The organism is Paenibacillus ginsengihumi DSM 21568 (genome assembly GCF_000380965.1).
GTDB classification, from domain to species: Bacteria; Bacillota; Bacilli; order Paenibacillales; family NBRC-103111; genus Paenibacillus_G; species Paenibacillus_G ginsengihumi.
Map to the genome: position 1 here is coordinate 1 of NZ_KB905642.1, position 14932 is coordinate 14932.

Below are 14932 nucleotides of genomic sequence, written 5' to 3' on the forward strand. Positions count from 1 at the left end.
ATACGACCATTGTGTTTTCCCGCTATATTCTGCTGGCATGGCAGCACCGGCAAAGTACGGATGCTCGCTCGTTCGGCGGCTTGTTTTATGTGTTGTGCGACGAAGTTGGCACGTTGGACTGGGTGATCGCCTTGCAGCAACTGCTCGATCTGATCAACGAAATCGCAACGAAAGCAGGAAAAAAGCTTTCGACTCTGATTCAACGTCAACTCCAGCAATGGATTGCTGCTTTGCCCAGCTACATCAAGGCTTGTTTGCCGATTTCATGCTGCGAAAGTTGAGTTGTAAATATTTTATCATTGATTGGAGCGCATATTCCTTTGAAATTTTTTGGACAAAATAAACTCCATATTGGCGTCCTCGACTGGGACGATATATTTCCTCGATTCATCGAAGTCTTCAGACAAGAGGTATCCCATTTTCCGTAAAATGGCCGATATGGCGGCATCGCCTTTCGGTATTGCTAAGCGAATAAAATCCATGAAAAAAACACCTCCAGCTTCACTTTAACTCTCTAATATATTATCGTGATAAAGCGAAATTGTAAACTTCCGACTTCATTCCCCGGTTCCTCACCCGACCTTCTCCCGATCTTCTCCCGACTTTTCCGTTGTCAAACAACGTTCGCTAAGGGTATAATGGTATGTAATGCCCATGGGTTGATCTTAGGACCTAGTGATGATCACTGACTATAACTTCCGGGAGTGAATAAACCGATGACTCAGACCGACACGTTGACTCAATATAACGATTTCAAGACGATCGCCCTGGACCGCCGCAGCGTCCGAAAATTTACGGAGCAAGCCGTGACGGTGGAAGACATCCGCGAGCTGATCGACTGCGCCCGTTACGCGCCGAGCGATACGAATTCGCAGACGTGGGAATTCATCGCCGTAATGAACCGCGACAAAATCAAAGAAATCGAACAGCTTACCTGGGATCAGTTACATAAAAGAGCGGCCGAAGCGGAAACCCGAGGGCTCGCCCGCGAAGCGAAGCTGCTTGTGAAGTCGTTCGGTCCTTACGCGACGGCATTCTCCAACGCTCCAGTGCTCATCGTCTGCCTCGCGACCCCGTACCAATCGAAGTTCCGCGAGCGCATCTTCGATCCGATCGCTCTCGTAGACGATGCCGTATGGGCTGAAGAAGGCATCAAGAGCAGCTGCCTGGCGGCGCAAAACTTGATGCTGGCGGCGCACGCGCGCGGACTCGCCACCTGCCCGATGACCGGTCCGGTGCTGCTCGCCCAGGAGCAGATGAGAGAAGTGTTGGACATCCCGTCCGACCGCCAGATCAACATGGTGATCGCCCTCGGTCATCCGTCTGAACGTCCGGCCCGGCTGTCCCGGAAAGAAATCGACGACATTTTGCGCATCGTCGAGTAAGGGGCGTCCTATCCTCTTTCCGGCACGAAAATTTGCACTTCCTGGCAATGCAAAAAAAAGCCTTTGAGCTTCCTCTTCCATACAGCAATGGAGGATCTCAAAGGCTTTTCATTTTTTGCGGCAATCAACTTAAAAAGCGGCCTCGGAATACACATTCCGAAAGCCGCCTTGTTCGCTTGCCGTACACTAATCTATAAGATATGAAGGTTAGTCGATCTTATAATTTAATGACGTTAGCAGCTTGAGGACCACGGTTTCCTTCGACGATGTCAAACTCGACCGCTTGGCCTTCTTCCAATGTTTTAAAGCCTTCGCCTTGGATTGCAGAGAAGTGAACGAACACATCTTCGCCGCCTTCAACTTGAATGAATCCGTAGCCTTTTTCTGCGTTAAACCATTTAACTGTACCTTTCAAATAAAACAACCTCCTAAAGATATCGCCGTCGAGGGCGAATGTGGCAATTATACCATCCCAGAGCGAATAAATCAACTCGGGGAGGCAAGGGTTATTTTATTCAATAAGTTGGCAGTCTATTCACAAAAACCGCCTCCAATGGGCTGAAAATCTCATTCATCGAACTACGGGCTGTGAAACCCGACCTTGTTCAAATTTAAGCCCGGGACAGCACAAGCAGCTCGGTCGATCCGGGGATAAAAGGCAGCTCCGATCGCGCGAATGCCATCTGCACCCCTTCGGCCGCGAGCGGTTCGAGCAGGCTCTCCAGGTCCGGGTAACGGGTCCAGCGCAGCGTCGACAGCGGGTAGATGCGAACTTCGCCGCCCCGTCTGCATACCCTCAGCAGCTCCCGAATCGCTCGCAGATGAAACTCGTCGTCCAGCTGCTCCTGGTACAAAAACAAGAAATGACTGCACAATACTAAGCCGAATCTTCCGTCCGCGAACGGCAGCTCCGGCAGACGGGAGGAAATATACCGCTGCCCTTTATATTTTTCGAAATCTGCGATAAACCGCTGCAGCGAACGCTCGCGCATCGCGCGATGCCGGTCCAAGTCCCCGTAAAAGGTCCAGTCCAGTTGGTCTGCTAGCCCTGCCAGCTTGGCGGTCGAAGTCGCAATCTCCGCCTCGCCATGGCGGGCAATGATAGCCGGCTCCATCTCATACAAGGGGTCAACTGCGATCACCTGGCGCCCCCTAACGTTCGCCTCAGCCGCAAACGACGACGCTCCCGCGGCGACATCCAGCATCTCTCCGGGCGGAACGGGCCTAATGTCCAGCGCGAACATGCGCACATACTCATCGTAGGACCGGCAGGTCATCGCCACTCCGAATTGTTCGTAAAACTTGCTGCTCATCTCTGCCTCACTCTCCTCATCTCTTCTCTGCTCTTCTCATCGCGTCAAGCGCTCGCTTTGCTGCAGCCCTATGGCATTCAGCCAAAGCTTCCGATTATCGTAACACGGTTTTAACTCGCAGGCAATACCGATTTTCCCGATTTTCCCGATTTTCCCGATTTTCCGACTAAGTCGGTCGTCCGCTTGATTTCCGGGCAACGGTCCGGTATGATTCCAACCATAGAAAGCATGTCCCGAGCATGCGGAACGGAGGCAGAAGCATCATGATCAAGAAGCATCAAATTTACAAGAAGGACAAGTGGAATATGCTGACGGTCGAGGTAAACGGAAAAAGTTTGATTTTGCGGGAAATATCGGACCAATGGGGCGAGGAATGCCATACGTTTCTGAGCCGTCCCGCTCTCATGCAGTGGGCGGAGCAGCGGTTCCGCAAGGAAGACTTCGCCGGAAACGAGCAGCAGTACGAGGAGATTATGGAGGCGTTCCGCAAAGTATAACCGGACGGAGGCCGTCCGCGGAATTTGTTCAAAAACAGTTGACGCCTGGCTTATCTCCTGTCTATAATAAAGTCAGTTACATAAGGATGTCCTCAAAGGGGAGTAGCTGTCACAATAAAGTCGTCAGTTCGGGTATGCGAATACCCCGGCTTTATTGGCAACGTTACGTTGTTAGCAAGACCTTTGCCAGTACGGTGAAGGTCTATTTTTGTGTTTAATGACCTTTACCGAATTCGGTAGAGGTCATTTTTGTGTAAACTAAGCTAGGCACATCGTACAAGGAGTGGTTGGATTATGGAATGGTTTTCCCCGGATTTCTTCGCAGCTTTGCTCTCGATCGTCTTGATCGATCTGGTGCTGGCCGGAGACAATGCCATCGTCATCGGAATGGCGGCCCGCAACCTGCCGAAGCATCAGCAAAAGCGCGCCATCCTGTGGGGCACCTTTGGAGCCATCGCGATCCGCATCGTCGCAACGCTGGCCGTCGCCTGGCTGCTCAAGCTCCCCGCGCTGCTCATCATCGGCGGCGTCGTCTTGATTTGGATCGCATACAAGCTGCTTGTGGACAAGAAGGAAGAGCACGAGATCGAGGCCAAGCATAGCCTCGGGGCGGCGATCAAGACGATTGTTATCGCCGACGCAGCGATGGGCTTCGACAACGTCATGGCCGTTGCGGGCGCTTCGCACGGCAACTTCGCGCTCGTCATTATCGGACTACTGATCAGCGTCCCGATCGTCGTCTGGGGAAGCACGCTATTCATCACATTAATGGAGAAATTTCCTTGGATTATTTATCTCGGCGCCGGCGTACTGGCGTTTACTGCTGGCAAGATGCTGACTGAAGACCCGTTCGTGAAGGAATGGTTCGTCGCCAACCCTGTCGTCAAATGGGCGCTTGTCGCCTTCGTCGTCCTGGCGGTCATGCTGGGCGGCCTGTGGAAAAAATCGCGCGGGTACTCCGTTTCGGTCAATGAATCGGGCGGCTTGACCATTCCCGAGCAATTGGTTCAGGAAGCGAAAATTCAGCCTAACGACAGCTTTCAAGCGAAGAAGGACGACAAGGGACGGCTCGTTCTGATGAAGAGAGAAACTTAACCAATACTGCGCTGCGAACACAACGCCGCCCGACGGCCGCCTGTTAAGGCGACAGCGGGCGGCGTTGTGGCGCTCCGGCGGGCGCCAAGGTTGTGTGGCGTCAAGGCTGCGTATGGGGCACGACGGCCGGCTCCGCGGCCGCATCTATCAGCACCGGGCGATTCTCAGAGGACGCCCGCTGCATACATTGCTCCAGTTCCTCCGGCGTACCGGCTCTGAGGCCCACTCCGCCGAACGCTTCGGCCAGCTTGGCGAAATCGGGCGCGGCAATCGCGCTGCCCACGGTCTCTATGCCTCCCGCCTCCATCCGATGCTTCTCCATCGCATACGAGCCGTTGTTCAGCACGATCAGCACGAGGGGGAGCTTCTGTTCCGCCGCCGTCTGGAATTCCGCGATCGTCTGAACCACCCCTCCGTCCCCGGCGATCGCAATCGCTTGCCGCTTCGGCTGCGACAGCTTGGCAGCAACGGCAGCCGGCAGCGCGAAGCCGAGCGTCCGCCAACGGCCGGATACGAGAATGCGCTGGGACGGCTTCGCCTGAAAGATGCGATCGAACCAGAGCGTATGATCGCCCGTATCGACGGCGATGACTGCATCATCGGCCGCATGGCGGGCGGCGATATGCATAATGGATTGCGGCGCAATCGGGGAGCCGCCCTGACGGGCTTCGCTCTCGATGACGCGTTTCCATGCCGCTGCCGCCTCGATCGCCCGGCGCTTCCAGGCGCTGCGGTCCCGCTTGGCGAGGCGCCCGTCCCCTGCCAGCTGCGGCATCATCCCGGCCAGATCGCCCGTCAGGCCAAGCGCGAGCTGCCTGCCGATACCGATGGCGGCCGGATTGCGATCCACCTGGGCGATGCGCTTGCCTTCGGGAACATATTCCTCCGGCCACCACGTCGCGCCGAGCTGAACGATCAGATCGCATTCCCCCAGAAGCGTACTGGCCGCCTCGCTGCCGGCTTGCCCGAGTCCGCCGGCATACAGCTCATGGTCGTTCGGGAATAAGGAGCGGGCCGGCAGCGTAGTGATGACCGGCGCCCCGATCGTCTCCGCCAATCGGCGCACCTCATCCCGGCATCCGGCAATGCCCCGTCCGACATACAGCGCCGGCCGATCCGCTGCGGCGATCAGCTCCGCCAGCTTCGCAATGTCCGCAGCGGAAGCGAGCGGCGGCTGATGCAGATGAGGCGAATACGGCTTCGGCTCCCCCCGGACCGGGGCGGTGTACAGATCGGTCGGGATGGACAGATGCGCTACCTGCCCCATCGTGACGGCTTGCACCATCGCCCGCTCCAGCAGCTCCGGCAGCGCGTCCGGATGAGCGACGAGCTCGGAACGTCCGGCAATGGCCGCAATCAGCTTTTGCTGATCGATATACTGCTTCGCGCGGGTTCCCAGCTTGCTCGTCTCCACCTGGCCGGTAATCGCCAGCACCGGAGTGCGGTCGGCCGCGGCGTCAGCCAAGCCGTTCAGCAGATTGGCCATTCCGGGACCGCTGGTGGCCAGACATACCGCCAGCCGGCCGCTCAGCTTCGATTCGGCTGAGGCCATCAGCGCCGCTCCTCCCTCATGCCGGCAAGGAATATAGCGAATGCTCTGCTGCTTGCCGAGCTCGTCCAGCAGGCGGAAATTGGCGTCCCCGATGACGCCGTATATCCGCTCGACGCTCCACAGGCGAAGCTGCTCTACAATAAACTGCGCCACGGTCCGCCGGGCGGCCGGACGCTGCCCGGCCAAGACCGGCTTCTCTTTCGATGGCGTCAACGTTTCCACACTCACCGGGATCACTCTCCTTTTTCGTGTCAACCTGTGTATTGTTCCCCCCAGCCAAAAAAAGAAACATTCCTTCCCGGCGGAACAGGAAAACCGCAGGGGCGCGGCGAACTAAATGAATACAGAGGTGATGTCGATGAGCAATGGCGCTTCCATTGTAACGTTTATTATTTTATCGTTCTCATTGGCGCTGATACTAATCATGAAGAAAGATGCGCTGACGCCCGGCATGCGGCGGGCGCTGGCTATATTGGCCCTGGTGATGGTCACTTTCTCCTTCGTGCTGATCGTCTACAGCTTTCTGCACCTGCCTGCCGGCAGTCCTTGACCCGGGCGTCTCCGCCCGATAGACTTCCTTCCAAGATTTACTTATACTAATATTTGAACTCCGCTCCGGTCACAATACCATTGGTTCCCTCACCCATTTTCGAATCCGGGAACCGTCAGGAGCGTGAGCTTCATATGCGTTGGAAATTCGTGCTGCTGGCCGGTCTGGCGCTGGCGGCTGTCTGCGCTACTCCTGCCCATTCGGAGGGCGGCGCATCGCCATCATTCACATTTGCGAGGAGGGCTCCGATGAATCAGTTAGCGAAAAGAAGCGAAGTTCCCGCCGAACACCGCTGGAAGCTCGAGGATTTGTTTGCCGATCAGGCGGCGTGGGACAAGGAATACCAGGAGACGAAGCAGGCCTTGAAGCAGCTTGAGCAGTTTCACGGCAAGCTGAGCGACGCCGCGACGATCAAGCAATGCTTCGAGCTGGAGGACGACATTTCCTTACATACGGAACGGCTGTACGTGTACGCCAATATGAAGCACCACGAGGACATGGCGGACCCGACCTATCAAGCGTTGTCGGACAAATCGATCAAGCTCAGCGTCGAAGCCAACGAGGCGATGTCCTTTATTTCGCCGGAAATTTTGAGCCTGCCGAGCGAAAAGCTGGAGCAGCTCGTCGCCGACCCCGAGCTGGCCTTCTACAAGCGCACGCTGGATGAGCTGATTCGCCAGAAGCAGCACGTGCTGGGCAAATCGGAGGAAGCGCTGCTGGCCCAGGTCGGCAACCTGGCCCAGGCTCCCGGCACGATCTTCGGCATGCTGAACAACGCCGATCTGAAGTTCCCCAAAGTGAAGAACGAGCAAGGGGAAGAGGTCGAGCTGACGCACGGCCGCTATATCCAATTCCTCGAAAGCCGCAACCGCGACGTGCGCCGGGAAGCGTTCAAAGCGATGTACGACACGTACGCCAAGCAAAAAAATACGCTTGCTGCGACGCTCGCCGCGAACGTCAACAAAAATCTGTTCTATGCCAAAGTGCGCAAATATCCTTCCGCTCTGGAGATGTCCTTGTTCGGGGACAACATTAAGAAGGAAGTATACACGAACCTGATCGACACGATTCACGAGCATTTGCCGCTCATGCACCGTTATATGGAGCTGCGCCGCAAGCTGCTGAAGGTCGACGAGCTGCATATGTACGATCTGTTCGCGCCCCTCGTGGAGGAGTTCGATATGAACATTTCCTACGAAGAGGCGAAGAAGACCGTAACCGACAGCCTGAAGCCGCTGGGTGAGGATTACCTTAAGGTGCTGCAGGAAGGCTTTGACAACGGCTGGATCGACATCTACGAGAACGAAGGCAAGCGCAGCGGCGCGTACAGCTGGGGAGCCTACGGCACGCATCCTTACGTGCTGCTCAATCATAAAGACAACCTGAACAGCATGTTTACGCTGGCGCACGAGATGGGCCATGCGCTGCATTCCTACTTGTCCGATACGAACCAGCCTTACCGTTATGCGCAGTATACGATTTTCCTGGCGGAGGTCGCCTCTACGCTGAACGAAGCGCTGCTGATGGATTACATGCTGAACAAATCGAGCGACACCAAGGAGAAAATGTACCTGCTCACCTATTACATGGATCAGTTCCGCACGACCGTGTTCCGCCAAACGATGTTCGCCGAATTCGAGAAGATCGTGCACGAGAAAGCGGAGCAGGGCGAGTCGCTCACACCGCAGCTGCTCAGCCAAATCTACTACGATCTGAACAAGCTGTACTATGGCGACAAGATGGTCGTCGATCAGGATATCGAGATGGAGTGGGCCCGTATCCCCCACTTCTATAACAGCTTCTATGTGTACAAATACGCCACGGGCTTCTCGGCGGCGACCAGCTTCGCCAAGCAAATTCTCGAGGAAGGCCAGCCGGCGGTCGACCGCTATCTCGGCTTCCTGAAGAGCGGCGGCAGCGACTACTCGATCAACATTTTGAAGCGGGCCGGCGTAGACATGTCCTCTCCGGAGCCGATTCGTCAGGCGATGAGCGTATTCAAGGATTTGCTGGAGCAGATGGAAGCGTTGGCGCAATAACTGACAGGGGCTGACGGCCTTTTTCGGGTCTCAGCCCCTCTTGCGTATGATGGGATGACGGCCAGGATGCCGGAAGGTCTGCGAAAGTCTGTCAAAGTCCGTTGAAGACTGCGAAAGTCTGTAAAAGTATGTAAATTTCTGTAAAAGCCTGTGAAAGCCTGCGAAAGGAAGCGAATCATGTTACGATGAAAACGCAGTGGTTCCTAATTTTTTCACTAGTGTTCGCCCTGCTCGTCGCCGTGTTCGCCGTCTTTAACGTCGAGCCTGTGCGCGTCAATTTTTTGGTTGCGGAAGCTTCGATTCCGCTTATTCTCGTCATTCTCGGCTGCACGCTGCTCGGCGGCATGAGCGTCGCCTCGTTCGGAGCCGTGCGCCAATTCAAGCTGCAGCGCAAAATCCGCGCTCTGGAAGCGGAAGTACAGCAGCTCGGCGAAGCGGAGACGAAGCCGGCTCCCGTCCCGGTTCAAGAGGAGACGGCAGGCCTGAGCGAATAACGCTCGGGCTTTTTTTACTTGAAGTCATTTATTAACCTGAATTTCGAAAGTACGACTCTCTGAAAACGTGAAAAGGGCTCCAAATCTTAGGTAGAATGTCATTCTCAAACTGGCAAAGGATTTCACGGGTCGACACGCTTGGAAGCGGATCGAATGCCGAGTCGCTCGGTTGGAATAACCCCCGCAATTTTACACGAAAATGGAAACACCCCTTCATTAGGGAGGGGGAAGAACGATCCTTCATGCCTGCAATCGGACAATATCACTGGAAAAGCTACTTTTATTTTACATTAAGAAGGCCCCTTGACTCTTACGCTAAGCTTGCTGCTATGGGCTTTCGAAATTTCCGTTAATATAGCCTACTTCCCTTTTCCCTATCCTCTCCAAATCAGCAACTGCACTATAATAGTCATGCTCTACATTCCATTCAGACAAATCGGCAAAAAATTTGCCGTCTGAGGAAAATACTGAAACATTTCGAATCGAACGAGCGTTAGTAAGAATGAACCAGCTAACATATACGGCGCATTTCGCAGAAGGGGAGGATTGGGGGAAGTGAACAAGATGCCTATCGTTACAGGCGTGCTGGCGTTGGCGCTCGTTACGTCAGGGGCTCCCGCAGGGTTGCCGTACGAGGCGCAAGCCGCGCAGGAATCGCATTCGATCGCCGTCAGCCTGAATGGGCTGCCGCTGGCGTTAAGCGTGCCGCCGAGGCTTGCGGGTAACACGATGATGGTTCCGCTAAGGGATATCGGGGAAGCGCTTGGCGTCCAGATCCGCTGGCAGGGAGGTTCGCAGACCGCGGAAGCAGCCAAAGACGGGCGCTTAATCCGGATGACGGCCGGCAGCCGCGAAGCGGTCAGAGACGGCCAAGCCGTGACGCTGGACCAGGCTCCGCTGCTGGAAGACGGCAAGCTGCTCGTACCGCTGCGCTTCTTCAGCGAGTCGTTCGCGTTCAACGTGTATTGGGACGGCCTGAACCGTTCCGTATCGATTCACGACGCGGATACGAGCCTGCCGACCGTCGGATCGTACGAGCGGATGCAGGAGCTGCTGGCGGAAGCCGGGAAGCTTGAGACAGGCTTGACAGCGAAGATGAAGGTGACGGATCAGTCTGCAGAGATGGCGATGACAGATGCGGTCGCTCCAGCCTCTGGCAGAGCCGCGAATAGCGGTTCCGGTGCGGCCGATTATTCCGGCACGAACGTCCAAGTGGAAGGCGTCGATGAAGCGGACGTTATCAAGACCGACGGGAAATACATCTACCAGGTCAGCCGCTCCACCCGGCAAATCGTCGTCGCCGAAGCGGTGCCGGCCGAGTCCATGAAGGTGGTCAGCACCGTCTATTTTGACGACCGCCAGTTCAATCCGCAGGAGATGTATGTCGACGACACGCATCTCATCGTCATCGGGCAATCGCATTATATGGATGACCGCGTCTATCCGCTGCAGTCCCGCGGCGCGGCCGAAAGCTCGGCGGCGGATCGGGCGGCAAGCGCCGGCAGCGAAGCAGCGGCTGATCCGGCGGCCAGCGTCAGCAGCCCGGCACAGCCGGGCACGCCGGCCCCGGCAGCCGATATCAAGATCGTCCCGGTGCCCGAGCAGCCTGCGCCGGCCACACGGATCATCGCACCCGACATCATGATCTGGCCCGGCCCGGCTCGCACGACGACCAAAGCGATCGTCTTCGATCTGACCGACCGCTCGAACATCAAGCAAGTTCGCGAGGTCGAGCTGGAGGGCTATTACGTATCCTCGCGCAAAGTCGGATCGTCGCTGTATTTGGTCGCCAACAAATCGATGCCGTACTCGATCATGTACAGCGAAGACGCGGCAAAGCCCGCAGCGCAGCGGACTGATCTGCTGCCCACGTATCGCGATACATTAGCCGGAGACGGTTTTGAGACGATCGGCTACGAAGATATCCGTTATTTTCCGAAAGCTGTCGAACCGAATTATTTGCTCGTCGGCGGCATCGATCTGAACAATCCGCAGCGCAAGATGCAGGTCGAGAGCTATCTCGGCTCCGGCAATAACGTCTATGCTTCGCAGGACAATCTCTACGTAACGGTCAGCGAGTACGAGCAGACGGCGGCGGACTCCGCAGGAGACTCCAGCACCGCGAAGAAAAGTCTCGTCGCGCCCGCTTACGACGTGAACAGCGTTATTTACAAATTCGCCTTGAAGGACGGCAGCGTCAGCTATGCCGGCAGAGGCAAAGTGCCGGGGCAAGTGCTGAACCAGTTCTCGATGGATGAGCATGACGGCTATTTCCGCATTGCCACCACCAAAGGCGACATGTGGCGCAGCGACGAGCATACGTCCAAAAACAATATGTACGTGCTGGACGAATCGCTGAACGTCGTCGGCAAGATCGAGGATATCGCTCCCGGCGAAAAAATATATTCGGTTCGCTACGCCGGCAACCGGGCTTATATGGTCACCTTCAAGAAAGTCGACCCGCTGTTCGTCATCGATCTGAGCAACCCGCAGGCGCCGGGCATTCTCGGCAAGCTGAAAATTCCGGGCTACAGCGACTATCTCCATCCTTATGACGAACACCATCTGATCGGCTTCGGCAAGGATGCGGTAGAAGTCGCAAGCGAGGCGGGCGGCCTGGGCCGTGCCGGAGATACGACCGCGTATTACCAGGGCATGAAGCTGGCGCTGTTCGATGTAAGCGACGTCGCCAATCCGAAAGAGCTGTTTACGGAACATATCGGCGACCGCGGCACGGATTCGGAGCTGCTGTACAATCATAAAGCGCTCCTGTTCTCCAAGGAACGCAATCTGCTGGCCTTCCCTGTCACCGTCATGGAAGTCAAGGACAAGGGGAACAAGCCTGAGGACGCCATGAAATACGGCGAATTCGCCTTCCAGGGCGCTTATGTATACCAATTGGATCTGACGAATGGCTTCCAGCTGCGCGGCAAGATCACTCATATGACCGACGAGGAACTGCTGAAGGCAGGTCAGACATGGGTACCCTATAACCGCAATGTCGAACGGGCGCTGTACATCGGCGACACGCTGTACACGGCTTCGCAAGGTCTGATCAAGGCGAACGATTTGAACAGCTTGAAGGAGATCGGCTCGCTGAAGCTGCCGGAAGCGGCAGACCGCTGAACTGTCTGTCATCTGTTGTATATCGCAAACAAAATCCCGAACCTGATCGCAAGCAGGTTCGGGATTTTGTTTGGAGCTTAGTACAGGAATAGCAGCGCCCCGCCGAGAGCGGCAGCCGCGCCGGCCAACGAGCTGAGCGCATTGACGGCATCGTTCGTCATCCAGGACAACCCGCGCAGCCTGGCAGCCTGAGCGCCGCAGTGCTCGCGCTTCTCGATTTCCCGGCCGCAGACGGGACAGCGGTACATCACCTGCAGAACGGCGCCAACCCAGGAGTCCGCCAGCGAGCCGACCATGCCGCCGGCCAAACCGAGCGCAAGCAGCGCAGGCCCGGTCGCGGCGTTCGGCGCGCCGGCGGCTCCGGCTAACGGATCGGCCACAGCCGACAGCCCCCATGCCGCCGCCCCGATGAACAAGCCGCCGGCGGCCGAGGCGGCCAGGCCGAGCGGCGTAACGCCGCCGGACGTGCCGGGCGCTACGGGTCTTCCGCTAACGATGGAGCGCGGCGCGGCGGCGCTGAGCCCGCCGATTTCCGTCGCCCACGTATCGGCGGTGACCGTCGCCATAACGCCGACGAAGGCCGCCCACCAATACGGGTGCGGAAAAGCGGCGGCGCCGAGGCACAAGAGAAGCCCGATGCCGCCGTTGGCCCACACCTGTCCCGCATCGCGGCGGCCCGACTTGGCGTATCCCTGCTCTGCCGCTTCCTTGCGCTTGCGCTTCCAGGACGAAAGCGCCGACGACGTTACGAAGAAAGCGATCAGCGTGCCGAACCACGGCGCGCTTCCGGCCGCGTACATGAGCGATCCCATTGCGACCGCCGCGATCGCTCCCGATAAGGACAACGATCTTTTGGCATACGCCGCCCCCGCGATCACAACACTTCCAGCCAGCCCTGCAAGCCAATCCGCAATCATCGCTCACCCACCGTCCGCATGGTTATGTATTGAAGCAAGAACGTCGGCCATTGGTCCGAAACGCTAACGCGGATGGTCCGCGCCATTTCGATGGATCGGAATATTATATGCTGACCGGACGGAAGGTTCGACGCTGCTCGGTTATTTAATTATGGCGCTGATACGCTCACTGCCTTACGCTCGAATTCCGTTCACTCGCATTTGGCGAGGACAGCGTCGGTTCGCGCTCGGCCGATTTCTTCGCAGCATCGGCCGCATTCCGTTCGTCCGAATCCCGCACAGAATCAGCCGATTCCCGCCTGTTCGTCGTCCGTTCGGCACCGCTTGCCGCTTCCTGCTTGCTCGTCGCCTTCTTCGAATAAACCGAGTCGGTGACGCGCGACGAGCCGCTATTCCCCGGCTTTGCCGTACCGGAACCAGCACTGGTGCCCGGCTTGGTCGTTGTGCCGCCGACAGTCGCACCGCTGCTTGCGGAAGGCTTGCCGGCGCTCGTTCCTGTTTTGCGCGATCCCTCATTGTACACGCTGCTTGCGGAGCTAAAACGGTCATTCTCGCCGTCCCGACCGTGCGAGCTTGCTGTCATGGTGCCAGTCTCCAGCCCGAGCCGGGCCTTCAGAGCGCTCTCGACGCGATCCCATTCCGCATCGTCGATCACGACATACGGACTCTCCCAGACGCCCTCCATCGTAATCATCTCGATATGCTCCGGCTTCAGCTCCCTGATGGAAAACAGCCAATCCTTCAGCGTATCTGCCGGAATATCCGTCTTGACGCTGTTGCCTGCAATCGTCAGCAAATCCCCCAATTTGAAGGCGCCGCTGACCGAGGCCATCTTCGCGATCAGCTTCTCAAGCACAAGCTGCTGTCTGGCGTTGCGCTCGAAATCGGACGACTCGGCCGTCCCCCGGTTCGACTTCCGGTAGCGGAGAAAATCGAGCGTTTGTTTGCCGTCGAGCTTCTGGAGCCCCTTCTTCAGGTTAATGTTCGTCCCGTCGAAGTTATCGACATAGCGCATATCCATGTCCACTTCGATCTCCAGCCCGCCCAGACGGTCGACAACTTGTCTGAAGCCGTCAAAGTTGATTACGGCCATATGGTCGATCGGCAAACCGAGCAGCTCGGAGTAAAACATCTTCGTGTTCTCGATGGCCGTATCCCGATCCTTATTATAGAAATAGGCATAGTAATAGTTCGCTTTGTGGGAACCGAGCTTCTTCGGCTTAAGCTGCGCATCGCGCGGAATGGATACGAGCGTTGCCGCCTTGTCCTTCGGATTCCACGCCGCGATCATGATGACATCCGTATTCATCGATCCGCCGCTGCCTTCGCGGTTGTCAACGCCGGTCAGCAGAAAGGTCAGCGGCCGATTCTCTTCTTCCGGAGCTTCTTCCGTAAGCCCCGTATTGACCACTTTGACCGGCGGTGCGGACATCGCTTCCAATGCCGCATCCGCTTTGTTATACAAATAACCGACATATATGCCCACCCCGGCAACGACGCATAGCGCCCCGGTCCAAAGCGTTTTGGCCGTCCGGCTCATCTTTTTTTTCGGCTTTTTACGAAACCTCATGAATGCAGGTCCTCCCTGTCCGCACTGCTTGTCGAATTCTGGTATACATTGTAGACGAAAAGGAAGGTTCATAGGTTACAAAATTATTAAAATTTTTTATGACCTGAATCCGTGACCTTGCTTTAGCCCGAGTTGCTGATTTGGTATTTTGTGGATTTCTTTGGTGGTTTATCAGGAACAGGGACTAATATCGAATGATCATTTTGTGCCTTTCAGTCTGCCTCATTCGTTTTTAGGCATGCCAAATAAGCCTGTCTTTTTGCAGGTATTCCATTTTTTACGAACGGCCCGTCGCTTTTTAAACAAATGCTTGGTAGATGCGTCTTGCGGTGAGAAACCAAGGACTGTTGCTGCCATAGTTAAGAGCGATTCTGCCTGCATGACGGACAAATCG

Annotated in this window: 13 protein-coding genes and 1 pseudogene; 8 read left to right on the top strand and 6 right to left on the bottom strand. The window is 56.5% G+C overall.

All coding sequences use genetic code 11. The annotated features are described in order from the left end of the window. Positions 1 to 281, top strand: a pseudogene (locus F591_RS29120) (IS4 family transposase); the annotation flags it as partial. A 15-nt stretch (positions 282 to 296) separates the two neighbouring features. Here F591_RS29120 and F591_RS0125370 read toward each other — a convergent pair. After that, positions 297 to 482, bottom strand: coding sequence for a hypothetical protein (locus tag F591_RS0125370; RefSeq protein ID WP_019537396.1), 186 nt, complete (start codon positions 480 to 482; stop codon positions 297 to 299). A 234-nt stretch (positions 483 to 716) separates the two neighbouring features. Here F591_RS0125370 and F591_RS0125375 point away from each other — a divergent pair, with 234 nt between their 5' ends. After that, positions 717 to 1385, top strand: a complete 669-nt coding sequence (locus F591_RS0125375) for a nitroreductase family protein (RefSeq protein ID WP_019537397.1) — start codon at positions 717 to 719, stop codon at positions 1383 to 1385. 217 nt (positions 1386 to 1602) lie between these two features. Here the strand turns inward: F591_RS0125375 and F591_RS0125385 are convergent, their stop codons facing one another. Next, on the bottom strand, positions 1603 to 1800 hold the full coding sequence (locus F591_RS0125385) for a cold shock domain-containing protein (protein WP_019537399.1): 198 nt from the start codon (positions 1798 to 1800) through the stop codon (positions 1603 to 1605). A 196-nt stretch (positions 1801 to 1996) separates the two neighbouring features. Beyond that, positions 1997 to 2698 (bottom strand): class I SAM-dependent methyltransferase, encoded by a 702-nt coding sequence (locus F591_RS0125390; protein WP_019537400.1) that lies wholly within the window; start codon positions 2696 to 2698, stop codon positions 1997 to 1999. A 263-nt stretch (positions 2699 to 2961) separates the two neighbouring features. On the opposite strand from F591_RS0125390, the gene F591_RS0125395 reads away from it, so the two are divergent. Further along, positions 2962 to 3195, top strand: coding sequence for a hypothetical protein (locus F591_RS0125395; protein WP_026326902.1), 234 nt, complete (start codon positions 2962 to 2964; stop codon positions 3193 to 3195). A 294-nt stretch (positions 3196 to 3489) separates the two neighbouring features. After that, on the top strand, positions 3490 to 4290 hold the full coding sequence (locus F591_RS0125400; RefSeq protein ID WP_019537402.1) for a TerC family protein: 801 nt from the start codon (positions 3490 to 3492) through the stop codon (positions 4288 to 4290). A 100-nt stretch (positions 4291 to 4390) separates the two neighbouring features. Here the strand turns inward: F591_RS0125400 and F591_RS0125405 are convergent, their stop codons facing one another. Then, positions 4391 to 6070 (bottom strand): thiamine pyrophosphate-binding protein, encoded by a 1680-nt coding sequence (locus tag F591_RS0125405; protein ID WP_156829704.1) that lies wholly within the window; start codon positions 6068 to 6070, stop codon positions 4391 to 4393. A gap of 109 nt (positions 6071 to 6179) precedes the next feature. Between F591_RS0125405 and F591_RS0125410 the strand changes: the two genes are divergently transcribed. The 4 genes from F591_RS0125410 to F591_RS0125425 all read left to right on the top strand — a co-directional run bounded on the left by F591_RS0125410 (position 6180) and on the right by F591_RS0125425 (position 12051). Next, positions 6180 to 6392 carry a hypothetical protein gene (locus tag F591_RS0125410; RefSeq protein ID WP_019537404.1) on the top strand — a complete coding sequence of 71 codons (213 nt, stop codon included), beginning with the start codon at positions 6180 to 6182 and terminating at the stop codon, positions 6390 to 6392. 248 nt (positions 6393 to 6640) lie between these two features. Beyond that, positions 6641 to 8431 (top strand): oligoendopeptidase F, encoded by a 1791-nt coding sequence (pepF, locus tag F591_RS0125415; protein WP_019537405.1) that lies wholly within the window; start codon positions 6641 to 6643, stop codon positions 8429 to 8431. 185 nt (positions 8432 to 8616) lie between these two features. After that, the gene (locus F591_RS0125420; protein ID WP_019537406.1) at positions 8617 to 8925 is read left to right on the top strand and encodes a LapA family protein; all 309 of its coding nucleotides are present in this window, start codon (positions 8617 to 8619) and stop codon (positions 8923 to 8925) included. Positions 8926 to 9489: 564 nt separating this feature from the next. Then, entirely contained in the window at positions 9490 to 12051 is a 2562-nt protein-coding gene (locus tag F591_RS0125425) for a beta-propeller domain-containing protein (protein ID WP_040742568.1), read from the top strand. A 77-nt stretch (positions 12052 to 12128) separates the two neighbouring features. On the opposite strand, the gene F591_RS0125430 is transcribed toward F591_RS0125425, so the two are convergent. Next, a complete protein-coding gene (locus F591_RS0125430) occupies positions 12129 to 12968 on the bottom strand; it encodes a DUF92 domain-containing protein (RefSeq protein ID WP_019537408.1) in 840 nt (279 codons plus the stop codon). Positions 12969 to 13134: 166 nt separating this feature from the next. Continuing rightward, positions 13135 to 14538 (bottom strand): LCP family glycopolymer transferase, encoded by a 1404-nt coding sequence (locus F591_RS29125; RefSeq protein WP_019537409.1) that lies wholly within the window; start codon positions 14536 to 14538, stop codon positions 13135 to 13137. Between the last annotated feature and the right edge of the window lie 394 nt (positions 14539 to 14932).

What these genes read in the sequence shown, in the direction of transcription:
- F591_RS0125370 (WP_019537396.1), bottom strand. Translation starts at nt 482, where the DNA reads ATGGATTTTATTCGCTTAGCAATACCGAAAGGCGATGCCGCCATATCG.
- F591_RS0125375 (WP_019537397.1), top strand. Translation starts at nt 717, where the DNA reads ATGACTCAGACCGACACGTTGACTCAATATAACGATTTCAAGACGATC.
- F591_RS0125390 (WP_019537400.1), bottom strand. Translation starts at nt 2,698, where the DNA reads ATGAGCAGCAAGTTTTACGAACAATTCGGAGTGGCGATGACCTGCCGG.
- F591_RS0125395 (WP_026326902.1), top strand. Translation starts at nt 2,962, where the DNA reads ATGATCAAGAAGCATCAAATTTACAAGAAGGACAAGTGGAATATGCTG.
- F591_RS0125400 (WP_019537402.1), top strand. Translation starts at nt 3,490, where the DNA reads ATGGAATGGTTTTCCCCGGATTTCTTCGCAGCTTTGCTCTCGATCGTC.
- F591_RS0125410 (WP_019537404.1), top strand. Translation starts at nt 6,180, where the DNA reads ATGAATACAGAGGTGATGTCGATGAGCAATGGCGCTTCCATTGTAACG.
- pepF (WP_019537405.1), top strand. Translation starts at nt 6,641, where the DNA reads ATGAATCAGTTAGCGAAAAGAAGCGAAGTTCCCGCCGAACACCGCTGG.
- F591_RS0125420 (WP_019537406.1), top strand. Translation starts at nt 8,617, where the DNA reads ATGAAAACGCAGTGGTTCCTAATTTTTTCACTAGTGTTCGCCCTGCTC.
- F591_RS0125425 (WP_040742568.1), top strand. Translation starts at nt 9,490, where the DNA reads ATGCCTATCGTTACAGGCGTGCTGGCGTTGGCGCTCGTTACGTCAGGG.
- F591_RS0125430 (WP_019537408.1), bottom strand. Translation starts at nt 12,968, where the DNA reads ATGATTGCGGATTGGCTTGCAGGGCTGGCTGGAAGTGTTGTGATCGCG.
- F591_RS29125 (WP_019537409.1), bottom strand. Translation starts at nt 14,538, where the DNA reads ATGAGGTTTCGTAAAAAGCCGAAAAAAAAGATGAGCCGGACGGCCAAA.